Origin of the sequence: Chryseobacterium sp. MHB01, assembly GCF_034651565.1 — a bacterium.
GTDB classification, from domain to species: Bacteria; Bacteroidota; Bacteroidia; order Flavobacteriales; family Weeksellaceae; genus Chryseobacterium; species Chryseobacterium nepalense.
On record NZ_JAYEDA010000007.1, the window covers coordinates 186,434 to 206,129 of the forward strand.

The following is a 19,696-nucleotide window of genomic DNA, read 5'->3' on the forward strand; positions in this document are numbered from 1 at the left end:
TGCCTAAAACATTACTCGGTAATTTTATATAATTTGTCCGATAAACGAACTCTGAAAGGAAGCCCGAAAGTAATCTGATCTCCGGCTTTTGCCAGATTGTTAAAACTTCCGTTAACAAAAATATCAGATATTGTCACTTCCTGTTCCCCTGTTGTGGGCCCGGAAATTAAAACCTTATCTCCTACGGTAAGCTCCCCATTTTCAATTAAGAACTGGGCAATTTTAGATTTTGAATAGTAATGCTCTGCTTTTCCGATCAATGTTTTTTTGATTTTGATTTTCTGGCGGATATCCTTTATTTCAGGTTTTGCTGCTTTTGCTAAAGGCACATCCGGTAAATCACCTGACTTTTTAAACTTCAATGCTCCGGATTTTCCTTTTCTGAAAACTTTATTTCCAACCTGCAGTCCTTTTCTCAGTTTTACCTGTTCTTCCCATGGCATATGAATTGTTTCCTGGCATTCTGTGGAACAGCAGTTTTCCATCGCCGTCTTACACTCGTCACATTGAATAAACAATAAATGACAGGCATCGTTTGCACAATTGGTATGGTTGTCACACGGTTTTCCGCACTGGTGGCACTGTGCAATAATATCGTCGGTAATTCGCTCACCTAACCTGTGGTCAAACACAAAATTTTTTCCGATAAATTTACTCTGAATCCCCTCTTCTTTAATCTGGCGGGTATATTCAATAATTCCTCCTTCCAGCTGGAAAACATTTTTAAAACCCTGATGCTTGAAATAGGCACTTGCCTTTTCACAACGGATTCCTCCGGTACAGTACATCAAAAGGTTTTTATCTTCTTTGAAATCCTGTAATTGTTCGTTGATAATAGGCAGGCTTTCTCTGAAATTTTCAACATCCGGCGTGATGGCCCCTTCAAAATGGCCTACTTCGCTTTCATAGTGATTTCTGAAATCTACAACAATCGTATTAGGATCTTCAAGCAATTCATTAAATTCTTTTGCCTTTAAATGAACGCCTTTATTGGTAACATCAAAAGTTTCATCGTTCAGGCCATCGGCAACGATTTTATTTCTGACTTTGATGGTTAATTTTAAGAATGAATGATTATCCTGCTCCACTGCTACATTAAGACGAATACCCCGCATGAACTCATATGCCTCAAGCGTTTCACGAAATGCATCAAAATTATCCGCAGGAACACTCATCTGAGCATTAATACCTTCATGAGCAACATAAATCCGTCCTAATGCATCCAGTGCATTCCAGGCTACAAATAAATCGTCACGAAATTTTTTGGGATCTTCAATTTTGGCATACGCATAGAAAGATAATGTAAGACGCTCTTTTCCGGCCTCATCTATAAGTCGAGCTCTTTCTTCTGCGCTTAAGGTGTTGTACAGTTGCATGCTATAAACGTTTTAAGTGAGAAAATTTTTGCAAAGATAATTATTTCTAACTATTGAAAAAATAACAATTGTCATATCGGCCGGTGACGTGGTATTGTTTTGGTGTTATAACACTCATTAAATTTAACTTTATGACAATAAAGACATCCATATGTCATAATGTCATTAAGTTTTTTTTAAGTTTCGTTAATTAAGATTTCAAATTTACAGGAAACTATATAAAGTATTACAATTGCTGTTAAATTTTAGTTAAAATTGAAACATTACATACCAAGTGCATACTTATTTAGCATTAAATTTGTTCACAACAATAATGAAAATTTCACATAATAATTAAATAAGAAAGATATATAATGAAGAGTACTTTAAAAAAGCTATTACCATTTGCCGTAGTAGGAGTGATCTCAGGAGCTACTACCGTTGGAACCTTACAATATTTTAATCATGACTCCAACAGTGCGGACCAGTCATACTTTACCAAATCCGCTTCTGATGTTACCTTTGCTGGGATGAATTCATCTGCTGTGGGTGATGATTTCGTGAAAGCAGCAAAAACTACTGTTCCTGCCGTAGTAACCATTAAAAATTACCAGTCCAGAACGGCCAACAGAGCTTCCGAGCAGGATTTATTTGATTTCTTTTTCGGGGATCCTTTCGGAGGAAGAGGACAGCAAAGACAACGACAGCAGCAACAGGTTCCTGATAATATGCCTTCAGGAATGGGTTCCGGAGTAATCATTTCTCCTGATGGTTATATTATTTCAAACAACCACGTTGTGGCAGGAGCTAATAAACTCGAGGTCGTTTTAAGCAACAAAAAATCTTATATCGCAACTTTGGTAGGTACAGACCCAAACACTGATATTTCTTTATTAAAAATTGAAGAAAAAGGGCTTCCTTACCTGAATTTTGCTAATTCGGATAATATTGAAGTAGGACAATGGGTACTTGCCGTAGGAAATCCACTTGGATTAAATTCTACTGTAACTGCAGGGATTGTTTCTGCAAAAGGAAGAGGGATCGGAATTTTAAGTTCACAAGGTAAAGCTGCCAACCCTATTGAAAGCTTTATTCAGACCGATGCAGCCATTAACCCCGGAAACTCAGGAGGTGCTTTGGTGAATACGAACGGAGATCTTATCGGTATCAACTCTGCAATACAGTCTACTACAGGATATTATCAGGGTTACGGTTTCGCCGTTCCATCCAATTTAGCAAGAAAAATTATTGAAGATATCAAGAAGTTCGGTATTGTACAGCGAGGCTTCCTGGGCGTACAGTCATTAGATTTATCCAATGACATGCAGGTAGCTGCTTATAATAAAGAGAAAAAAACCAATATCAAAGCTGGCTCAGGAGTATATGTAACCGGGTTCGGAGACAACAGTGGGGCTGAAGATGCAGGTATAAAAGTTGGTGACGTTATTACAAAAATAGATAATATGGCAATAACGGATTTTGCAGATTTATCAATAGCTATCGGAAGCAAACGTCCTGGTGATAAAGTTTCGGTAACTTATGTAAGAAACGGAAAAGAAAACATGACTACCGTAACGCTGAAAGATCAGAAAGGCGGAACCTCAACAAGAACTAAAGCAGACCTTAGTGTTACAGAAAAAATCGGAGCTGAATTCAAACCTCTTGATGAGAGATTTAAAACAGATTACGGATTAAATAGTGGCGTAATTGCGACAAATGTCACAGAAGGAAGCGAGATTGCTAAGATAGGAATCGTAGACAACTATATTGTTATTGAGGTTAATGGCAAGCCTGTGAATTCGCAAAAAGATGTAGAAAAGATTCTTGATAAATATTCAGGGAATGTATCGGTAAAATTTGTGGATGCTTACGGACAGATTTATACCAGAGGATTTAAAATGCCTTAACAAATATTCACATTCATATCAATAAAAAACGCTGCCGTTGGCAGCGTTTTTTTTATGTTTTTATGATTGATTTACTTTTTCGGAAATTCTTCTTTTATTCTTACGTTCATAAATAATTTCTACAATCTTTCCTCCTATCCATGAAAACGGAAAAAAAGTTAAGAAAATGGAAATTTTATAGAAGGTAGGATGATACGGGAAAATAATAATATCCAGCATAGCCAGAAACAACATGATGAAACCGATTAGAATAGCATAAGCCACCTTCGCATATTTTACAATCATCGCCGTAGCAACGCCTCCTACTGTTGTTCCCAGTCCTGAAATAAACAAAAGAAAACCAAAGAATGCATCATCATTCTGCATGCTTTGAAGAAATCTTTCCCAATGCTCAAAGGGAGCAAAAGCTTCAAAAGTAATCCATTGCGGAAACACCCTTATCCCAAGAGTAATAATAAGCCCGGCAATTCCCAGACCTACAATAACCGCAATTGTATTTCTTATAAAATTCATTAATCCTGATGAGCAATCATAGAAATTTCGATATCCACATTTTTCGGCAGACAGGAAACCTGTACTGTTTCACGAGCCGGGAAGCTTTCTGCATCAAGATAAGATGCATAAATATCATTCATTACTGCAAAATCATCCATACTTTTAAGGAAAATGGTTGCTTTCACCACATTTTTAAATGTCATTCCTGCTTCCGTAAGAATAGCTTCAAGATTTTTCATTACCTGATGTGTTTCCTTTTCAATTCCTTCCACCAATTTACCTGTTGCAGGATCTACAGGAATCTGACCCGAAATGTATAAAATTCCGTTTGCCATATTGGCTTGTGAATAAGGTCCGATTGCTGCAGGAGCATTTACAGTGTTGATTATTTTTTTCATTAGAATTTATTTTGGGTGCAAATATAAAATTTATATTCTATTTCTATAATCAAATATCAAATCTAATGCTAGAATGGTGCATTCGGCTGTGTAAAACTTCTGTCTTTATATTTCAGTGCATCACTTAAGATATTGGCTTTGATACCGATAAAGAAATCATACACCTTATATTGCCCGAAAGGTACCCAGTTAAAATTGATGGTAAAACTTCGCTGATCCCTTGCGAAACCAATCCTGGTATATGCCAATTGTTTGGTCACCATATCATAGTGAGTACTTGCATTAATATTCCAAAACGGTGTGAGCTTAATACTTCCGTCAAGCCCTACAGAAGCTAATCTCGTGGGCGTTCTTGAAGCATAGCTTTTTGTGTAAGCATAATTCGCATTTACATTCAGGGTCCAGGCCTGATCAAAATGAGCATAATTATCATCATCAAAATAATAATTCTCATTTCTCACCTCCCCTTTCGACTGGTACTTTTTGGAATAATCTGTTTTTTCACCGAAAATTTCGCTGCTTAAAGGATAAGACAGCTGAACATTAAAGCCCTGTACGCTGAAACCTCCCAGTTCTTCCGTTCTGATTCCGGTATCCTGTCCGGGAAGATAAATGATTTTATACGGATCTAATGACAAGCTAGTGTTTACGCTTAATTTATTATCAAAGAATGAAGACTGCCCGTTGATGGTAAGGATGGAAAAAGGATGGTCTTTTGCGGCAAAATTGTAATTTCCTGAAAGATTTAAAGATTCGAAAATTTTTATCTTCTTTACTCCCGTAGAATCTTTTTTAGACTTCACCTTCATTTCAATATTGTTTCCGATATTGAATCCCAGCGCGCCTACCATTCCACTGCTTGGCGTTCCTACAATACCGCCTTCAAAAATAGAATAAGGCGTTAAAGCTCCGTTGGCATCATAATAATTCTTATAATACCCGAAACCGGAACCTCCGAAATCGGGAGAATAGGTAAAGCCGATGCTTGGCGTCATCATATGCCTGATAGCCTCAATTGCAGAACCCTTCTTGAAATTTGCCTGCCCGTATAAAGTAGTCTGAATACTCGCCGTCGTTGAAAAAGTAGAATATCCCGCAACTCCTTTATCGGTTGCCGTAATAGCTTTGTTGGCTATAGGATCATAATATTTTCTAACAGTTTTAGTCGTTAAAGCATTATCGATATTAGCTCCTAAACTGAATGTGAAATATTTCGCGATGGTGGTATTGGTTCCTAAGGCAATATTATTTTTCAGTCCGGTCTGCAATTTATCCCACATCGCCGCTTTGAAAAGTTCTCCTTCATCCGTCTGAACAAAATTGGTAAGGTTGATTCCAGTATTTACCGTGATATTTTCCAGCAATCCTGTTCTTGTTCCGGTTTTGGAGCCGAAAAGATAAAACTGATTAATTGCCACATTCATCTGCGGGAGACGAAGATCTGACAATCCGGTAGCAAAGTTCTGGGAATAAGATGCTGTTGCTGTAATGGTTGCCGGTAATCTCAAAAATCTCTTAGTAACCGTTACGGTTGAATTTTGCTGGGTATTTAATACGTTTTGATTTAAAATATAATTGTTGTTCAGGGTATTGTTGTAGAATTTGGTACTCACAATATCTACCGACGCAGAAAAATTAAGAAACGGATTTGATTTGGTATCCTGAGTATGTCTCCACGCAATTCTGTAGGTACTTGTTTTTCCGTAATCATCCAATCCTTTAATTCCGCGCACCGCCGTTCCGATATCTGCGGAGAAGTTTCCGGAATACCTGTATTTCTTGACATAGTTCATTTCCGGGCGTAAGTTCCAGCTTCCTTTTGTATAAATATCGGCCAGAATCTTAAGGTCAAAATGCTCTCCAATCGGCTGATAGTATCCCAGTCCGTTCAGGAAAAAGCCGACATCCTGCCTTTCCCCGAAACTCGGAATCAGGATTCCCGCAGACCTTTTGTCTGAGAACGGCAAAATCGCAAATGGCATGATTAACGGAGTAGGAACCTGTTCGATATACATCTGAATAGGTCCTGAGATGATAGAAGATTTATTTTTTGTTTTAACCAGTTTAATATTGGAAGCACGCAAAAAATAGTCTGCCGTAGTATCTTTCTTTTTAATGAAATAATCATCGGTTGTATAATCCGCCCGCCTCATGGCGAAAACAGAATCATTATATTTCTTTGTCTTTTCAGCAACAATGACCCCTTCATTTTCCTCGGTCCTGGCATTAAATGCGATAGCCTTTTTTGTTTTTGTATTGTACTGAAACTCGTCGGTTTCATATTTTTTACCGGCTTGTGTAATAACAGCGGGCTCGATATATCTTCCCAAAGAATCCTGCTTCCCGCGCGCGTACATAAGACTTTTGGTTTCATCGATGGAAATATAATCCGCATCGATCTGAACATCCTGGTATTTTACCTGTGCATTCTTGTTCAGATAAATCATTTTTTTCTGAAAATCCCGGCGGTTATAATCTGCTTTGGTCTGAAGAACACTTTCGAGAGGCTCTTTCTTCAGAACAACAGTATCTTGTTTGGGAATAGTATCATTAACCGTATTTTTAGTCAATTTTTCGGGAGCTTCCTGTGCTAAAAAATTGTTAAAAATTAGGATAATTAAAATTTGTAATATATTTTTGGAGACGGTTTTGACCAATTTATTTGTTATATTTATTTATATACAATTAAGGCTCAAAATTAATATAATTTTTAAAACTGTAGGATGCACAAAGTAAATTTTAAAATAATTTTATCATTTCTCCTTCTTCTTTCGATCAACTTTATTTTTTCGCAAAAGAAATTCACCATTGTTCTGGATGCAGGACATGGGGGAAATGACCATGGGGCTAACAGAACTTATGAAGATATAGGCAGGATTGCTGAAAAAGACATCACGCTTGCCATTACCTTAAAAGTTGGAGCAATGCTCGAAAAAAATAAAGATTTCAAAATAATTTATACCCGAAAAATAGACGAATACCCTTCATTGTCGGACAGAACCAACCTTGCCAATAGAAGCAAAGCGGATCTTTTTATTTCAATACATTGCAACTCTTCCAAAAAGCCTACCGCCTACGGAACGGAAACTTTTGTACAGGGGCCGGACCAGAATGACACTAATCTTGAAGTTGCCAAAAGGGAAAACGACGTGATATTTCTTGACGAAAAAGACAAACAGACCTTCGGTTCTTACGATCCGAGTTCACCGGAATCCCTGATTGCACTGAAACTTCAGCAAAGCAAATACCTGGAATCCAGCTTGCTTCTGGGCGGTCTTGTGGAAGACAACTTTGTTAATAAAGACAAAAGAAGCTCGCGTGGTGTTTTCCAGAAAAACCTGCACGTTCTTCGTATGAATGCGATGCCTTCCGTTCTTATTGAGACTGGTTTTATCAACCATCCCGAAGAAAGCCATTACCTTGCTTCAGATAAAGGACAGGATGAAATTGCAGAAAGTATTTACAGAGCGGTTATTGATTACAAAAAAGCGGTAGACCGTAAATCAGGATATGCTGCATCAACGAAAAAACCGGAACCGGAAAAACCTGTGGAAGTTGCCCTGAAAAATGACTTCAGAATTTTACTTCTAAGCTCTCCAACAAAATACAACGACGGAGACCCTGCATTAAAAGGATTAAACTACATTCTTCCCATTAAGGAAAACGGACAGTATAAATACTATTACGGTGTCACAAATCTCGCTTCTGTGCGGGATATTAATATCAAAACAGCTAAAGATGCGGGATTCCGAAATGCATATGCGGTAGGTTTTATGCCGAATCAAAAGCTGAATACAGGATACTACACAATTGAAGTGTATGCAGGTGATAAACTGAACGGAAATTCATTTATCCTGCAAAACCTGAAGGACGTAGAACGAAATAAGGAAAACGGTGTTTTCTATTATACGTATGGAAAAGTACAGACACTGGAAGATGCAGTAAAACTTCAGAAAGATCTTGAAAATAAAGGCATTAAGAATACGGTCATCCAAAAAGTAGCTAAATAAAGCAATATAATTTTGAAGTTAAAAAGTTAATAACTACTTTTGCAACCTCAAAATTTGGCCTATTCGTCTAGTGGTCAGGACTCAAGATTTTCATTCTTGCAACAGGGGTTCGATTCCCCTATAGGCTACGACATACAATTAATCTCTGATCTGTAAAGATTGGAGATTTTTTTGACTGTAATTAGATAAATAATTACATTCATTTTCATCATTCAATTTTATTACTTATAATTCATTTTACCATCAGACGACTTTCCAAACCCAATAATCCTAATAAAAAAATGATACACATTATGAATTATTTATCTTAAAAAACACCCAAAAATAGACAGAGGCATTTTGTTGAAAAGAAAAAAATATTATCTTTGCACCGCTTCAAAAAAGAATAGTTATTCTTTCAAAGCCACAAATGTATATCATGCCGGATTTAAAAATACAGGAAGCGAAATTGCTTTTCAAAAAAATCCACTCTAACCCAAAAAGTTACGATTTAAGAATCAATGAAGACGGGATTACAGGCAATGATGATGAAATAAGTTTCAGACTTTACAGGACAGAAGAAAGAGTCGATTTTGCAGTAACGATTGACGGACTTACCTTCACCAACACCACTGGAGAATGGAACAACGCGATGGCCATGCTTACCGCAACCATCAAAAAATTAGAAAGAGAAGAAGAGAATATTAAAATAGAACAGGCAATAGGAAAACTCCGAAAATATTTATCAGAAGAAAATTAAAAATTTTTAAAGATAAATTTGGCAGATAAAAAAAAAGTTTTTACTTTTGCACTCACATTTGAACGATATGGCAAATCATAAATCAGCATTAAAAAGAATTAGACAAAACGAAGTAAGAAGACTTCGTAACAGATACTACCACAAGACTGCTAGAACAGCAATGAAGGTGTTAAGAAATGAAGAAAACAAAGCTGCTGCTACAGAGCAATTGCCAAAAGTTATCGCTTTGTTGGATAAATTAGCTAAGAAAAATATTATCCACAAAAACAAAGCTGCTAACTTAAAAAGCAAATTAACTAAGCACGTTAATAAACTAGCTTAATAAGTATAGTTGGCCCGTTCGTCTATCGGTTAGGACCTCAGATTTTCATTCTGGTAAGAGGGGTTCGATTCCCCTACGGGCTACTTATTAGCAAGCGAAAGCTTGTAAAGACCTGCAAATCATATGATATGCAGGTTTTTTTTAGTTTACATGGGTACCAAAATATTCAAATATTCTCAAAAGAAAAGTGAGTCATTCGGTGAGTTGCTTCTTTGAAAATATTTACTCACTGGAAAACAGATAACACTCTGATAACCAAGTCCAAATATTGGACATCTTGACTTCATTTTACTGCAGGGCTAACTTTGTTTAACCTAATGAGTAAAATCATGAGTGCAAATTATTCACTACTCTTCTACCTGAAGAAACCTAAAGGTTACTTAGCCGGACCTAAACCAATTTATATGCGTATCACTGTTAGCGGAGTTCCAAAGGAAATTTCGACGAACCGTGAATGTGATCCGACCCGTTGGAATTCTAAAGCAAATAGAGCCTCTGGTACCAAGGAGGAAATCAAAACGCTGAATCTATACCTTGATGCACTTGAGCATAAGGTAATGAACATACACTTGGAATTACTTAAAAGCGGAGCCGAAATAACCGCGGAAATCCTTAAGCAAAAATTCGTAGGAAAGGATATTGAGCGCAGAACCTTAATACAGCAGTTTTCTGACCATAATAAAAAAATGGAAGCTCTGCTTGGGAACGGTTTCAAAGAGAATACCCTAAAAGGATACAAAACGACATCAAGCCATATCCAGCAATATATAGAGAAGGAATATAAAACATCGGATATTGATATCCGGCATGTTGATCATGCCTTTATAGTGGGTTTTGAATTTTATTTGCGATCATCAGCGAATTGCTCTGCCGTAACCACTGCCAAATACATCAAGAATTTCAGAAAGATCATGAACCTTTGCCTGGCACACCGATGGGTTAAAGAAAATCCTTTTCTTTTGTATAAAACAAAGGTAAAAGCCAAAGAAAAAGAATTTTTAACAAAGGCAGAGCTGGAGAGAATTGAAAATAAAGAATTCAGAATCGATCGACTAAATCATGTTCGTGACATTTTTGTGTTCTGCTGTTATACCGGATTATCTTATATCGACGTTAAGCAGCTTCGCACCACGGATATTGCTAAAGGGGTCGATAACAAATTATGGATATTGACAAGCAGGGCTAAAACTGAGATCAATTCCAATATCCCTTTACTCCCCAACGCTCTTGCTATTATCAATAAATACTCCGACTATCCTCCAAGCGCAGCTAAAGGATTGGCTCTACCTGTTTTAAGTAATCAAAAAATGAACAGTTATCTTAAAGAGATTGCCGATCTATGCGAGATTACAAAGGAACTCACCTTCCATAAAGCCCGCCATACCTTTGCTACAACAATAACACTTTCAAATAATGTCCCGATAGAAACCGTATCCCGAATGCTGGGTCATACTAATATTAAGACGACGCAACATTATGCGAAACTCCTTGATACCAGGGTTGGAAGCGATATGGATATCTTAGAACAAAAATTACAGTTGATGTAGGAAATAACATTGACTACCTTAAGCGCCTGATATGTTTATTTATCAGGCGTTTCTCGATTATTGCCTTTTTTCACTTCTTCATTAGTAATGTCAGCAAGCCTTTTTCTAATAAAATCAGTGGGCCGAATGCCGTTAATCTGAAAGAATAAATCTGAAAAATTGTTGCGGGAAGCAATCCCACACTCTTCCGCCAAAGTTTCGATTTTGTAATAGAGATACTTTTTTTCGTTATACAATTTTTTTGTAATAAATGAAATCCTTAACTCACTGATATACCTGTTAAAATTCATTCCTTTGGATTCGTTGATTACTGATGATAGGTATTTTTGATTGGTATGGAATCGTAGGGCTAGTTTGCCAAGAGTAAGTCCGCTTTCTGTAAACTCATATCTATCCTCAAACTCTTGTAATTTTCTTAAAAGGTCGCCCCTTATCTTTGTTTCGGCACTTATATTATTCTCTGGCGTTTCTTTAATACCGTTTATTTCACCAGGTGCATGAGCACTTAAGATCTTGCGCTCAAGGGAAAGATATTTATTACGAATTTGCTGCTCTCTTCTGTATCTGAATAACAGGATTATTATTAATCCTACGGTAAGTGTGCACCATATACGGGTTAGCCACACCTCCCGGCTAATTTTTTTCTCTAATAGACTCTTTCCTTCACGCAATATCTTTGTGTCATACTCTCTGTGTATTTTAGAAGAAAGGTGTTTGAAGTCACGGGAGATCTGCTCATCTGCTTTTAAAAGTTGTTTTGTATAATAGAGCTGTTTTTTTAAATCACCAGACTCTCGATAGTGGTCGATCATTAGTTCGTAACTGCTTCTGACTTCCGGAAGGATAAAATGATGCGTGTCGAAAATTGAATCTACTTTACGAAGGAACCGAAGCGACCTATCTTTGTCACCAAGCTCTTTGTATGTTTTACCTATGTAGGAGTAGCATACGGTCATCCACGAAAAATCGTTAACAGCAGCAATATCAAGTGTTGCTTCCTGCAGAGAATTGAGGGCATTTGTATAATCTCTCTTATTAAACTCGGATATTCCTTTTTCTTTTAAAAAATATCCCTTTTCCTGCTTATAGTCTTTGTCCATGCCAATGCCGGACAGCCCTACATCAGTTATTGAATCAGCTAATTTTTGATGACCTAAATTCCGGTAACATACCGCCATCTGGTGTAAAGTGTTGTAGTATCCTCTTTTGTTTCCATACACAAGATTGGAGTGTTGGTCCTTTGCAGATTCTTCCTCGAAAAACACCTTTGTTTGTCGAAATATAATAAGTGCCTCTTCATAATAACCAATATAGCTTTTGACAACTCCCAGCAGGTACAACACTTTATTTTTATCATACTGATTGCCGCTTTTCTGACTATAATCGTAGGCGATGAGCAATTCCTGAAGTGCCAGATTATATTTTTTTAAATGAAAATAGTATACGATGCCTTTTGAGGTATGCGCTCTTCCGATCAGGTCATCATCCCTTGTCAATTTTGCAGCCCATAATGCACTGTCGGCATATTTTAGTTTGCGGTCAGCGGAAATGGAGAACAGCAGACCGTCTTTATAACCCTCCACCAGTTTCGCATATTCTTTTTCATGTCGGGCTTTGTTAATAAACTTTTGTACTAGGGGTAAAACACTTGCATCATTCTCTAACCTATTTTCATAATTCTTTTTGATTTTATAGTAGCCACTGATTTCCTCTCTTTGTGCGAAGAGAGGCTGAAAGAAAAATAGGAAGTGAAGCAGAATACAAATACGAACTTTTATATTCATTGGAATAGGCACTTTCCTATCAAATTTAAGGAAAATCACGCAATTGGAAATAGTGAAACCCTCGTTTGCCAAAACCTATTGAATATTATTTTAACATTTTGTCTTTCAATTATTTAACAATGCACTAATTCATGAATCAGTGCGCCCCTATTCTGGAATTGGTGCAGAAGTCAGTTTTTTCGGCTAAAAAAGCTTGCTACCTTCGATCTCAGAATTCAAATAGATCCGGCCGGGATAATCTCAAAACTACTTACCTATGAAAACGATTATCTCCACAATTTTGCCCATAGTGTTTATGATGTCACTTTACTCGTGTAGTGGATTGGACGAGGACGAAGGGAAAATTCAGCACATTAGTAGCAAATCTGTAAACAAAGGGTTGCAGACAAAAGCAGATAGTGCTGATATGACCTACCAATCAGGCTCTTCCAGAGATACGATAAATTTGGAAGGCAGTATTATCCTGTCAGATCCACCTCCTAAAGATCGCGATCAATGGAAGGTCACGGAGTAACGAATAACTATCTACAAAAAATATTAATATCTGACGCATGAAGATTCTTCATATCGCAGCAAAAAAATAAGCGGACCCCAAATCTTCTTGTATGAATGTAACGGTAATGTCAGACAAAACCGAAAAAAAGGATTCTTGTGAGAATTATAATATCATTACTCTAACACCTCAGGATTTTAAAGTAACCCATAGACCTCTTGTTTGTCTATATCTTTTTTAATCCAATAACGGCAATTGCATTTGCCAAATTATTAATAACCTTAAAATATATCACAATGAAATCATTAAAAACAGCCATTGCAGCGTTATTAATTGCTGGTGGCACCATAGCCGCTTTCGCCTTCACAACAAATCAAAAAGAAACAAAATCCAATGATACGGTTCTTTATTGGTTTGACCATAACACAGGAGATTATCTCGGACAAAGACTTGACAGTGACCAACAACAGGATTGTGGAACGCCGGGAAGTAATATCTGTGCGGATGGTTACAACCAAATCACCGGAACACCCGGTAATGAAGAACCGGTGGGAAGCGCTCCGGTGGCAATTACAACAAGACAATAGTATCAGAAATACAGTAGCCTCTGCGGCTACTGTATTTCTACTTTACTTTGGATCTGTTAACTCAATGACTTTGGTCTTCCATTTTTTAAGGGAAATTTTAAGATTATACGCTTTCAATTGTTCATTCATCAGGTCTAAATGTTCCGGGTCCCATATCACTTTGAAGCTGACGCGTCTGTGGTCCAGCGGCCAATTGAAAACAACCGGAATATCTGACCTACTAATATATTGAGTTGCCATCGACATAGCTGGTATTTTATTGATTTCTACATTCGTGAGTTTTTCCAGGTGCTGATTGGTCATATACGGGCGTTTATCCGCTTCCAGTGGCTCAAAATATTGTAAACCTCTGCCATCAGGCTCAATCACATAGGAAAGTATTTTTTTGGTAACTTCTCTACTTTTAAAGCCCAGGTAGTGATCGAGGTCCCTGATCATCCGGTATCCAAAGCCGGAGACAGTAGTGTCGGGGTATATGAGATCGTAACAAAAGACATTGGTAAAGTCCTTGTAATCCGGTTCCTTTGGCAATGGATTATGATCTTTTCGTAAGACCCTGCTTTTAGGATCCAAAGGAACGCCTGTCTTTCCTGCGTAGGCATAATGGTACATTGAAATATAGTCTACGTTCATGAATTTGACTCTTACCGTTCCCTCGCCATCCTTACCAACTTGTCTCATTCCTGCAAATTCAGGCCTAGGCTTACTCAAGTATGAATAATGGATAATCTTATCTTTATTCTGCTCAAATTTAATTCCTGCCATGGGCTCAACAGCATTTCTTATGGCACCATTAATTTCATCCTCTTTGACCTTTAATTTCAGATCATTCGCCTGGATGAGTTTTTCGAGGTTTTCAGCTGTTAGCTGCATTCCATCATTGATGGATTTGATGATCCCGTTTTTATCGATCCATATTTGGTGCGGAAAGGCGGTCGCCGGAAAGTACTGTCTTGCAGTAGAATCTTCTACAGCCTGCGTAAAGATCAGGTTTCCAACCTCTTTATGCTCCCGCCAGAACTCTTCGATTTTTTTTCTGGATTGCCAGGTGACAAGTATTATTTTAAGGTCGTTTTTATATTTGTTCTGGATTCGGTTAAGCTCGGGAAAAAGTTCGATACAGCTCCCACATTCGCGGAACCAAAAATCTAAGATAACAGCCTTGCCCTTAAAATCCGATAATTTTGCGTTTGATGCGGTATGGTTGAGCATCTGTGTAAACACTATGTCTGGTACACGGTCACCTACCTTTAAAGGTTTAATTTGTGCTGAGGCATTGAGATAAAGCGTTAGCAATAAGAATGAAAGTATTTTAAAGGTATTCATATCAGTATCCTGGATTTTGAGTTAAATTGGGATCAACATTGATTTCAGACTGCGGTATGGGAAACAGGGCGTCCGTTGCCTGCCATCCTGCTTTATAGCTCAGGGTATTGTTCAGTTGGCTACTCCTTTTCAGATCGAACCAGCGATGTCCGAATTCCGCAAAAAGTTCAATTCTTCTTTCCCTGTTAATGGCGGCAAGCAATACGCTCTCACTGCCGAAAGAAGCAGTTGCTAGCCCTGCCCGTGCCCGCACTAAACGTAAATCACTTTCAGATCCACTAAGATCATTCAACTTTGCCCGCGCTTCAGCACGAATCAGATATTGCTCCCCAGACCGTAACATAATTGGCTGCTCGACTTTTTCGGTAACAGCCGTTCCCCGGCTCTTATATTTATTAGGGTAATAATAGGAAATGCCATTAACGGTTTTACTTCCTACCCAATTGCTGTATCGCTGATCGCCGGTTTCAAAGGCAAAACGAAGCATGTCGGTTATCGGATAGGAAGGCAGCACCGAAGCGGTAACCCTTGGAACAAAACTACCGCCGTCGTAGGTATTTACCGTTTGTCCATCTATCGTGGTCTGCCAGATGGCTTCTGAACTTGATTTTAAAAAGGAATTAGCGGGTGATGGAAGTGGGTATAAACCTGAAGAAATTATTTCAGTGCTGTACCTATCAGCATCCTTCCAATCTCCTGCGTACAGACACAATCGCGACAATAATGCTAAGGCTGCATAACGGTTTGCCCGGAATTTACCCTCACTCGGGTATTCGGGTTTTAGTAGGGTTGTTGCTTTTATAAGGTCATCTTTCATCTGCTTATAGACCTCAGCAGATGCCGATCGGGGCAACAATGAATTATTTTCATAGTTCGTTACTGTTGTAAGGGGAATATCGCCAAAGAGATTGACCAGGTAAAAGTAACAGAACGCTCTAAGGAAATAACACTCACCCTGCCATTGATCTTGTGAAGGCTTAGGGATTGATGTGGTATTTTGCAGTCCCTGGAGACAGCGGTTGACCTGATAGATGGTTTCATAGCCATTTCGCCAGAAGTTGGAGAGGACGATTGAATTATTGCTGCTCAGGTTTGAATTAGCAAAATCCGTATAGTCCGTCACGGTTATATTGGTTGTAAGTTCATCTGCATACATGCCCAGAAAAACCGATGATCCGCCGTTAGCGAAAGTTAATGAGATATTAGAAAGCCTTGCGTAACAACCGTTGACGGCAGCTAATGCCGTCGCCTGATCCTGAAATACAACATCTCCGGTGATTCTGTTGGAAGGCTGTTCGACTTCGATGAATTTTTTGCACGACGTGTTACAAATCGTAAGCGCTAAAATGTATAAGAAAGTAAGTTTTTTTTTCATACTGATTCAGGATTTAGAAAGTCAAGGAAGCCCCCAGGTTCAAAACCCTCAGAGGGGCAAGTCCATACAATTGTTGTGTTTCAGGATTATAGCCCTTAGTCTTTGTAGTAGTAAAAAGATTTTGTGCTTGGAAGTAAACCCTTGCACTTTGTATTGATAATGTCCTCATCACTTTTGAAGGTATGTTAAAGGCCACTGCTATGTTCCGCAGCCTAAAGAAGGACTGGTCGCTGTAGCCCTTGTCAGAAAGGGGCAGTCTATCGGTTTCACTGGTCGCGCTCATAAGATATTTTTCGTAGGGCGCTGAAACATTCGCCGGAGTCCAATGATTCAGCAGTGCTGCGGGTTGATTAAACATGGTCCCACCGACTCTTCGCAAAGAATAAATCGAAAACAGGAAGTCCCTTCCCGTTTGTCTGCGGAAGTCTGCAAAAACATCGAGCTCAAAACCTTTATACTTAAAATTCGAGGTGATCCCACCATAGTATTTAGGGTCCGTACTCCCTAAGTTTTCGTAATCGGCAGTATTTAAGAACCCATCCTGGTTCAGGTCTTTATACGTGTACTTACCGGTCGCGGGATCTAAACCAGTTGATTGGTATCCTTTGATCAGGCTTAAGGGATAACCAATGCTGTACTTATAGGCATAATTTGATTCATTAAGGCCTGGAAATTCAAGCAGCTTGTTTTTAGGGATGGTCACATTGCCCCCCATGCTCCACTGCAAATCTTTCTTTTGGATAATCATGCCAGTGAGTTGCAGCTCCCAGCCTGTATTCTCTACCTTGGCAGGCAGGTTACGGGTGATGTTGGCAAAACCGGTAATATAGGGCAATTTGTATTGTACCAGCTGATTGTCACTTACATTCCGGTAATAATTGGCGCTAAGAAGCAACTTGTCATTCCAAAAGCCAAAATCAACAGCAGCTTCCGTTTTGACGTTTCTTTCCCACCCATATCCCGCGTTAAATAGACCTAGCTGTGCTAACGTATTAGCTCCCTGGTAAGTAGTGCTGTAGCTTCCCCACGAATCTAAGTACTGGTAGTCGCCAATCTGGTCGTTACCCGTAACGCCGTAGCTTCCCCTCAACTTTAAAAAACTGATTATTGGTTTGAACCTTTCCATCCAAGGTTCCGATGAAATCAGGTAGGCCGCGCCTATAGCGCCAAAATTCTCAAAACGGTTGTCAGGTCCGAAACGGCTTGAGCCGTCCCTTCTGCCGGTAAGATTAATCAGGTATTTATCATTGATGTTGTAGTTGATACGGGCAAAACCGGCGGTATACCGATAATCGGTATAATTATCTGTTTTAGCCGAAACAGTGCTTGCGGCCTGGATGGAAGCCATTAATGCTTCCGAAGCGAAGCCCTGGAGTTGCAGGTAAGTAAGCTCGTTTTCCTTCCTATGGAAGGTTGCGCCCGCAAGAAAATTAAGATTCCCTTTCCATATCCTCCTTTGATACGTGAGCTGAGGCTCCAAATTATAGCTGGTAAAAGCATTGTTGCCGTGAGAAGCCACATTCTCACCGATAAAGCTCGGAGAATTAGAGCTCTTGGGGAATGCTGAGTAATCTTTGGCATTGAGCTGGTTATAGCCCGCCAGTAGCTTTGCTGATAACCCGTCCATGATACGGTATGATAGATTGAGGCTCGTGGCAAAACTGTTGCTTTTCGCTTCATAGCTTTTTTTAAGATAAGCATAGGGGTTTTCATATTCTATGCCGCCCTCGCTCCATTTTAGCGTGCCATCACTATTAAAGAATTCAGGGATATTTGGTGGCAAAAAGGCATAATTGGTAAGGTCTCCCGAATTTGACGTGTTTTTAGTTACTGTGAAGCTGCCCGATAGGGTAAGACTTAATCGGCGGTCTTGGGAGTTGTGGGTTAAACTAAAATTCCCATTGCCACGGGTATTGGGCTGTTTACCTGGCAAAACATTGGTTTCCCTGTTATAGCCGCCACTGATCAGAAACTGTACCGCGTTACCGCCGCCCGAAAGGGAAAGGTGGGCTTGGGTCGCATATCCGGTATTTCCGGTTAAATCCTTTTGAAGATCGGTATTGCGCTTTGAATCCCATAGGGTTAGATCAGGCGCATTCGCATTAGTGGGCGTAATACCGCTATTTGAAAAAGCTTCCCGGCGCATATCGAGATACTGCCCCGTATTCATAAGTTCCATTCCGCGTGGAGCCGAGAGTATGCCCTGATCAATCCGGGCCGTTACATTAGTTTTACCGGCCATGCCTTTCTTTGTGGTAATCAAAATTACCCCATTGGCACCTCGGCTCCCGTAAATTGCGGTTGCGTCAGCATCTTTGAGCACATCAATACTTTCAATAATGGCAGGATCAATGGTCGTGAAAGGACTTAGCGAACTTCCATTACTACTTGTAATGGCTGAACTCAATACATTAATGCCTTGATTTTGCGGTGCAAAAGGAATACCATCGATAAGGATAAGGGGATCTGATCCTTGTGCAAGTGAATTTCTCCCCCTAACCTGTATACTAAAGGAAGTGCCGGATACGCCGCTGGATTGGGTTACTACCAGACCCGGAATTTTTCCCGAGAGCGCAGCCAAAGGATTACTAACAGGCTGCTGAGCAATATCTTTGGCAGAGATACTGCCAACCGATCCTGTATTTAAACGTTTTGTTGTTGTCCCATAGGCAATCACCTGCACCTCGTCTAATTTTGAATCGTTTTGTTGAAGAACGATTTTTCCGGCATCTTTCACAGGAACTTCCCGGGTCTGATAACCGATATAGGAAACAACGAGAACCGCACTTTCCTCAATATTTTGGAAAGAAAATTTCCCTTCATTATCGGTCATCGTCGTCTGGGAGCCTCCCTTCACCGTTACCGTAGCACCCGCCAGTGGGCTGCCATTTTCATCAATGACAAGTCCGGTTAAAGGTTGTTTTTCCTGCGCTTTGCCACTCTTCTCTAGAGTGACGGGCTTTTCTGTTACGACAATTGTTTCTTCAACAATTTCGTAGGCGAAGGGTACACCGGCAAAGATCTTATCCAAGGCCACGGAAAGCGGAACGTTGACTACCGTTACTGTTACGGGGGTATTCTTGCCGATCATTTTTCCTTTGTACCAGAATAGATAGCCCGTTTGCCTTTCTATCTGTTTAAAAACCTGGTACATGGGTGTAGCTTTGGCTTCAATGGTAACACGTTGGGCATGTACGTCAGCGGCCAGTACGGTCATAAAAGTCGAAGTCAATAAAATCAGAATAACAGAAAGCCTCATTAGTATTTTTTTTAGGGGTGTAATGAGTTCATGGTGCCGAAAAAGCGGCCAATAAACGGCATGGCTATGTCCTTTGCGATAGCGGCAGTTTGGTGAAAA

At 39.2% G+C, this 19,696-nt stretch carries 15 protein-coding genes and 2 tRNA genes; 9 read left to right on the plus strand and 8 right to left on the minus strand.

All coding sequences use genetic code 11. From position 1 onward, the window contains the following. Positions 1–11 precede the first annotated feature (11 nt). Positions 12–1,376 carry a rhodanese-related sulfurtransferase gene (locus U9K52_RS13175; RefSeq protein ID WP_322926969.1) on the minus strand — a complete coding sequence of 455 codons (1,365 nt, stop codon included), beginning with the start codon at positions 1,374–1,376 and terminating at the stop codon, positions 12–14. Between the two features lie 353 nt (positions 1,377–1,729). Here U9K52_RS13175 and U9K52_RS13180 point away from each other — a divergent pair, with 353 nt between their 5' ends. Next, positions 1,730–3,262: a trypsin-like peptidase domain-containing protein gene (locus U9K52_RS13180; protein ID WP_322926970.1), complete on the plus strand. Its 1,533-nt coding sequence runs from the start codon at positions 1,730–1,732 to the stop codon at positions 3,260–3,262. A gap of 60 nt (positions 3,263–3,322) precedes the next feature. Here the strand turns inward: U9K52_RS13180 and U9K52_RS13185 are convergent, their stop codons facing one another. From U9K52_RS13185 to U9K52_RS13195, 3 genes are all read right to left on the minus strand, one after another. Continuing rightward, complete coding sequence (locus U9K52_RS13185; RefSeq protein ID WP_248390098.1) at positions 3,323–3,775, minus strand: hypothetical protein; 453 nt, start codon at positions 3,773–3,775, stop codon at positions 3,323–3,325. After that, positions 3,775–4,155, minus strand: a complete 381-nt coding sequence (locus U9K52_RS13190) for a RidA family protein (RefSeq protein WP_029297852.1) — start codon at positions 4,153–4,155, stop codon at positions 3,775–3,777. Before U9K52_RS13190 ends, U9K52_RS13185 begins: the two co-directional genes overlap by 1 nt. A 68-nt stretch (positions 4,156–4,223) precedes the next feature. Beyond that, positions 4,224–6,812: a putative LPS assembly protein LptD gene (locus U9K52_RS13195; RefSeq protein ID WP_323673797.1), complete on the minus strand. Its 2,589-nt coding sequence runs from the start codon at positions 6,810–6,812 to the stop codon at positions 4,224–4,226. 66 nt (positions 6,813–6,878) lie between these two features. Between U9K52_RS13195 and U9K52_RS13200 the strand changes: the two genes are divergently transcribed. The 6 genes from U9K52_RS13200 (at position 6,879) to U9K52_RS13225 (ending at position 10,773) form a co-directional block, all read left to right on the plus strand. After that, positions 6,879–8,165, plus strand: coding sequence for an N-acetylmuramoyl-L-alanine amidase family protein (locus U9K52_RS13200; protein ID WP_263601679.1), 1,287 nt, complete (start codon positions 6,879–6,881; stop codon positions 8,163–8,165). A 56-nt stretch (positions 8,166–8,221) separates the two neighbouring features. Next, positions 8,222–8,293, plus strand: a tRNA-Glu gene (locus U9K52_RS13205). Positions 8,294–8,583: 290 nt separating this feature from the next. Further along, positions 8,584–8,904: a hypothetical protein gene (locus U9K52_RS13210; protein ID WP_263601680.1), complete on the plus strand. Its 321-nt coding sequence runs from the start codon at positions 8,584–8,586 to the stop codon at positions 8,902–8,904. Positions 8,905–8,971: 67 nt separating this feature from the next. Continuing rightward, on the plus strand, positions 8,972–9,226 hold the full coding sequence (rpsT, locus tag U9K52_RS13215) for a 30S ribosomal protein S20 (protein WP_072883895.1): 255 nt from the start codon (positions 8,972–8,974) through the stop codon (positions 9,224–9,226). Between the two features lie 11 nt (positions 9,227–9,237). Next, a tRNA-Glu gene (locus U9K52_RS13220) sits at positions 9,238–9,309 on the plus strand. 246 nt (positions 9,310–9,555) lie between these two features. Further along, on the plus strand, positions 9,556–10,773 hold the full coding sequence (locus U9K52_RS13225) for a site-specific integrase (RefSeq protein ID WP_322927036.1): 1,218 nt from the start codon (positions 9,556–9,558) through the stop codon (positions 10,771–10,773). A gap of 35 nt (positions 10,774–10,808) precedes the next feature. Here the strand turns inward: U9K52_RS13225 and U9K52_RS13230 are convergent, their stop codons facing one another. Continuing rightward, entirely contained in the window at positions 10,809–12,557 is a 1,749-nt protein-coding gene (locus U9K52_RS13230) for an AraC family transcriptional regulator (protein WP_322926972.1), read from the minus strand. Between the two features lie 256 nt (positions 12,558–12,813). Here U9K52_RS13230 and U9K52_RS13235 point away from each other — a divergent pair, with 256 nt between their 5' ends. Further along, positions 12,814–13,071, plus strand: a complete 258-nt coding sequence (locus U9K52_RS13235) for a hypothetical protein (protein ID WP_322926973.1) — start codon at positions 12,814–12,816, stop codon at positions 13,069–13,071. Positions 13,072–13,346: 275 nt separating this feature from the next. Further along, on the plus strand, positions 13,347–13,637 hold the full coding sequence (locus U9K52_RS13240) for a hypothetical protein (RefSeq protein WP_322926974.1): 291 nt from the start codon (positions 13,347–13,349) through the stop codon (positions 13,635–13,637). Positions 13,638–13,679: 42 nt separating this feature from the next. On the opposite strand, the gene U9K52_RS13245 is transcribed toward U9K52_RS13240, so the two are convergent. From U9K52_RS13245 to U9K52_RS13255, 3 genes are read right to left on the minus strand one after another with little or no spacing between them, the layout of a single operon-like run. After that, on the minus strand, positions 13,680–14,963 hold the full coding sequence (locus U9K52_RS13245; protein ID WP_322926975.1) for a TlpA family protein disulfide reductase: 1,284 nt from the start codon (positions 14,961–14,963) through the stop codon (positions 13,680–13,682). Between the two features lies 1 nt (position 14,964). After that, positions 14,965–16,338, minus strand: a complete 1,374-nt coding sequence (locus tag U9K52_RS13250) for a RagB/SusD family nutrient uptake outer membrane protein (protein WP_322926976.1) — start codon at positions 16,336–16,338, stop codon at positions 14,965–14,967. Positions 16,339–16,351: 13 nt separating this feature from the next. Further along, entirely contained in the window at positions 16,352–19,597 is a 3,246-nt protein-coding gene (locus tag U9K52_RS13255; RefSeq protein WP_322926977.1) for a SusC/RagA family TonB-linked outer membrane protein, read from the minus strand. Positions 19,598–19,696: the final 99 nt, after the last annotated feature.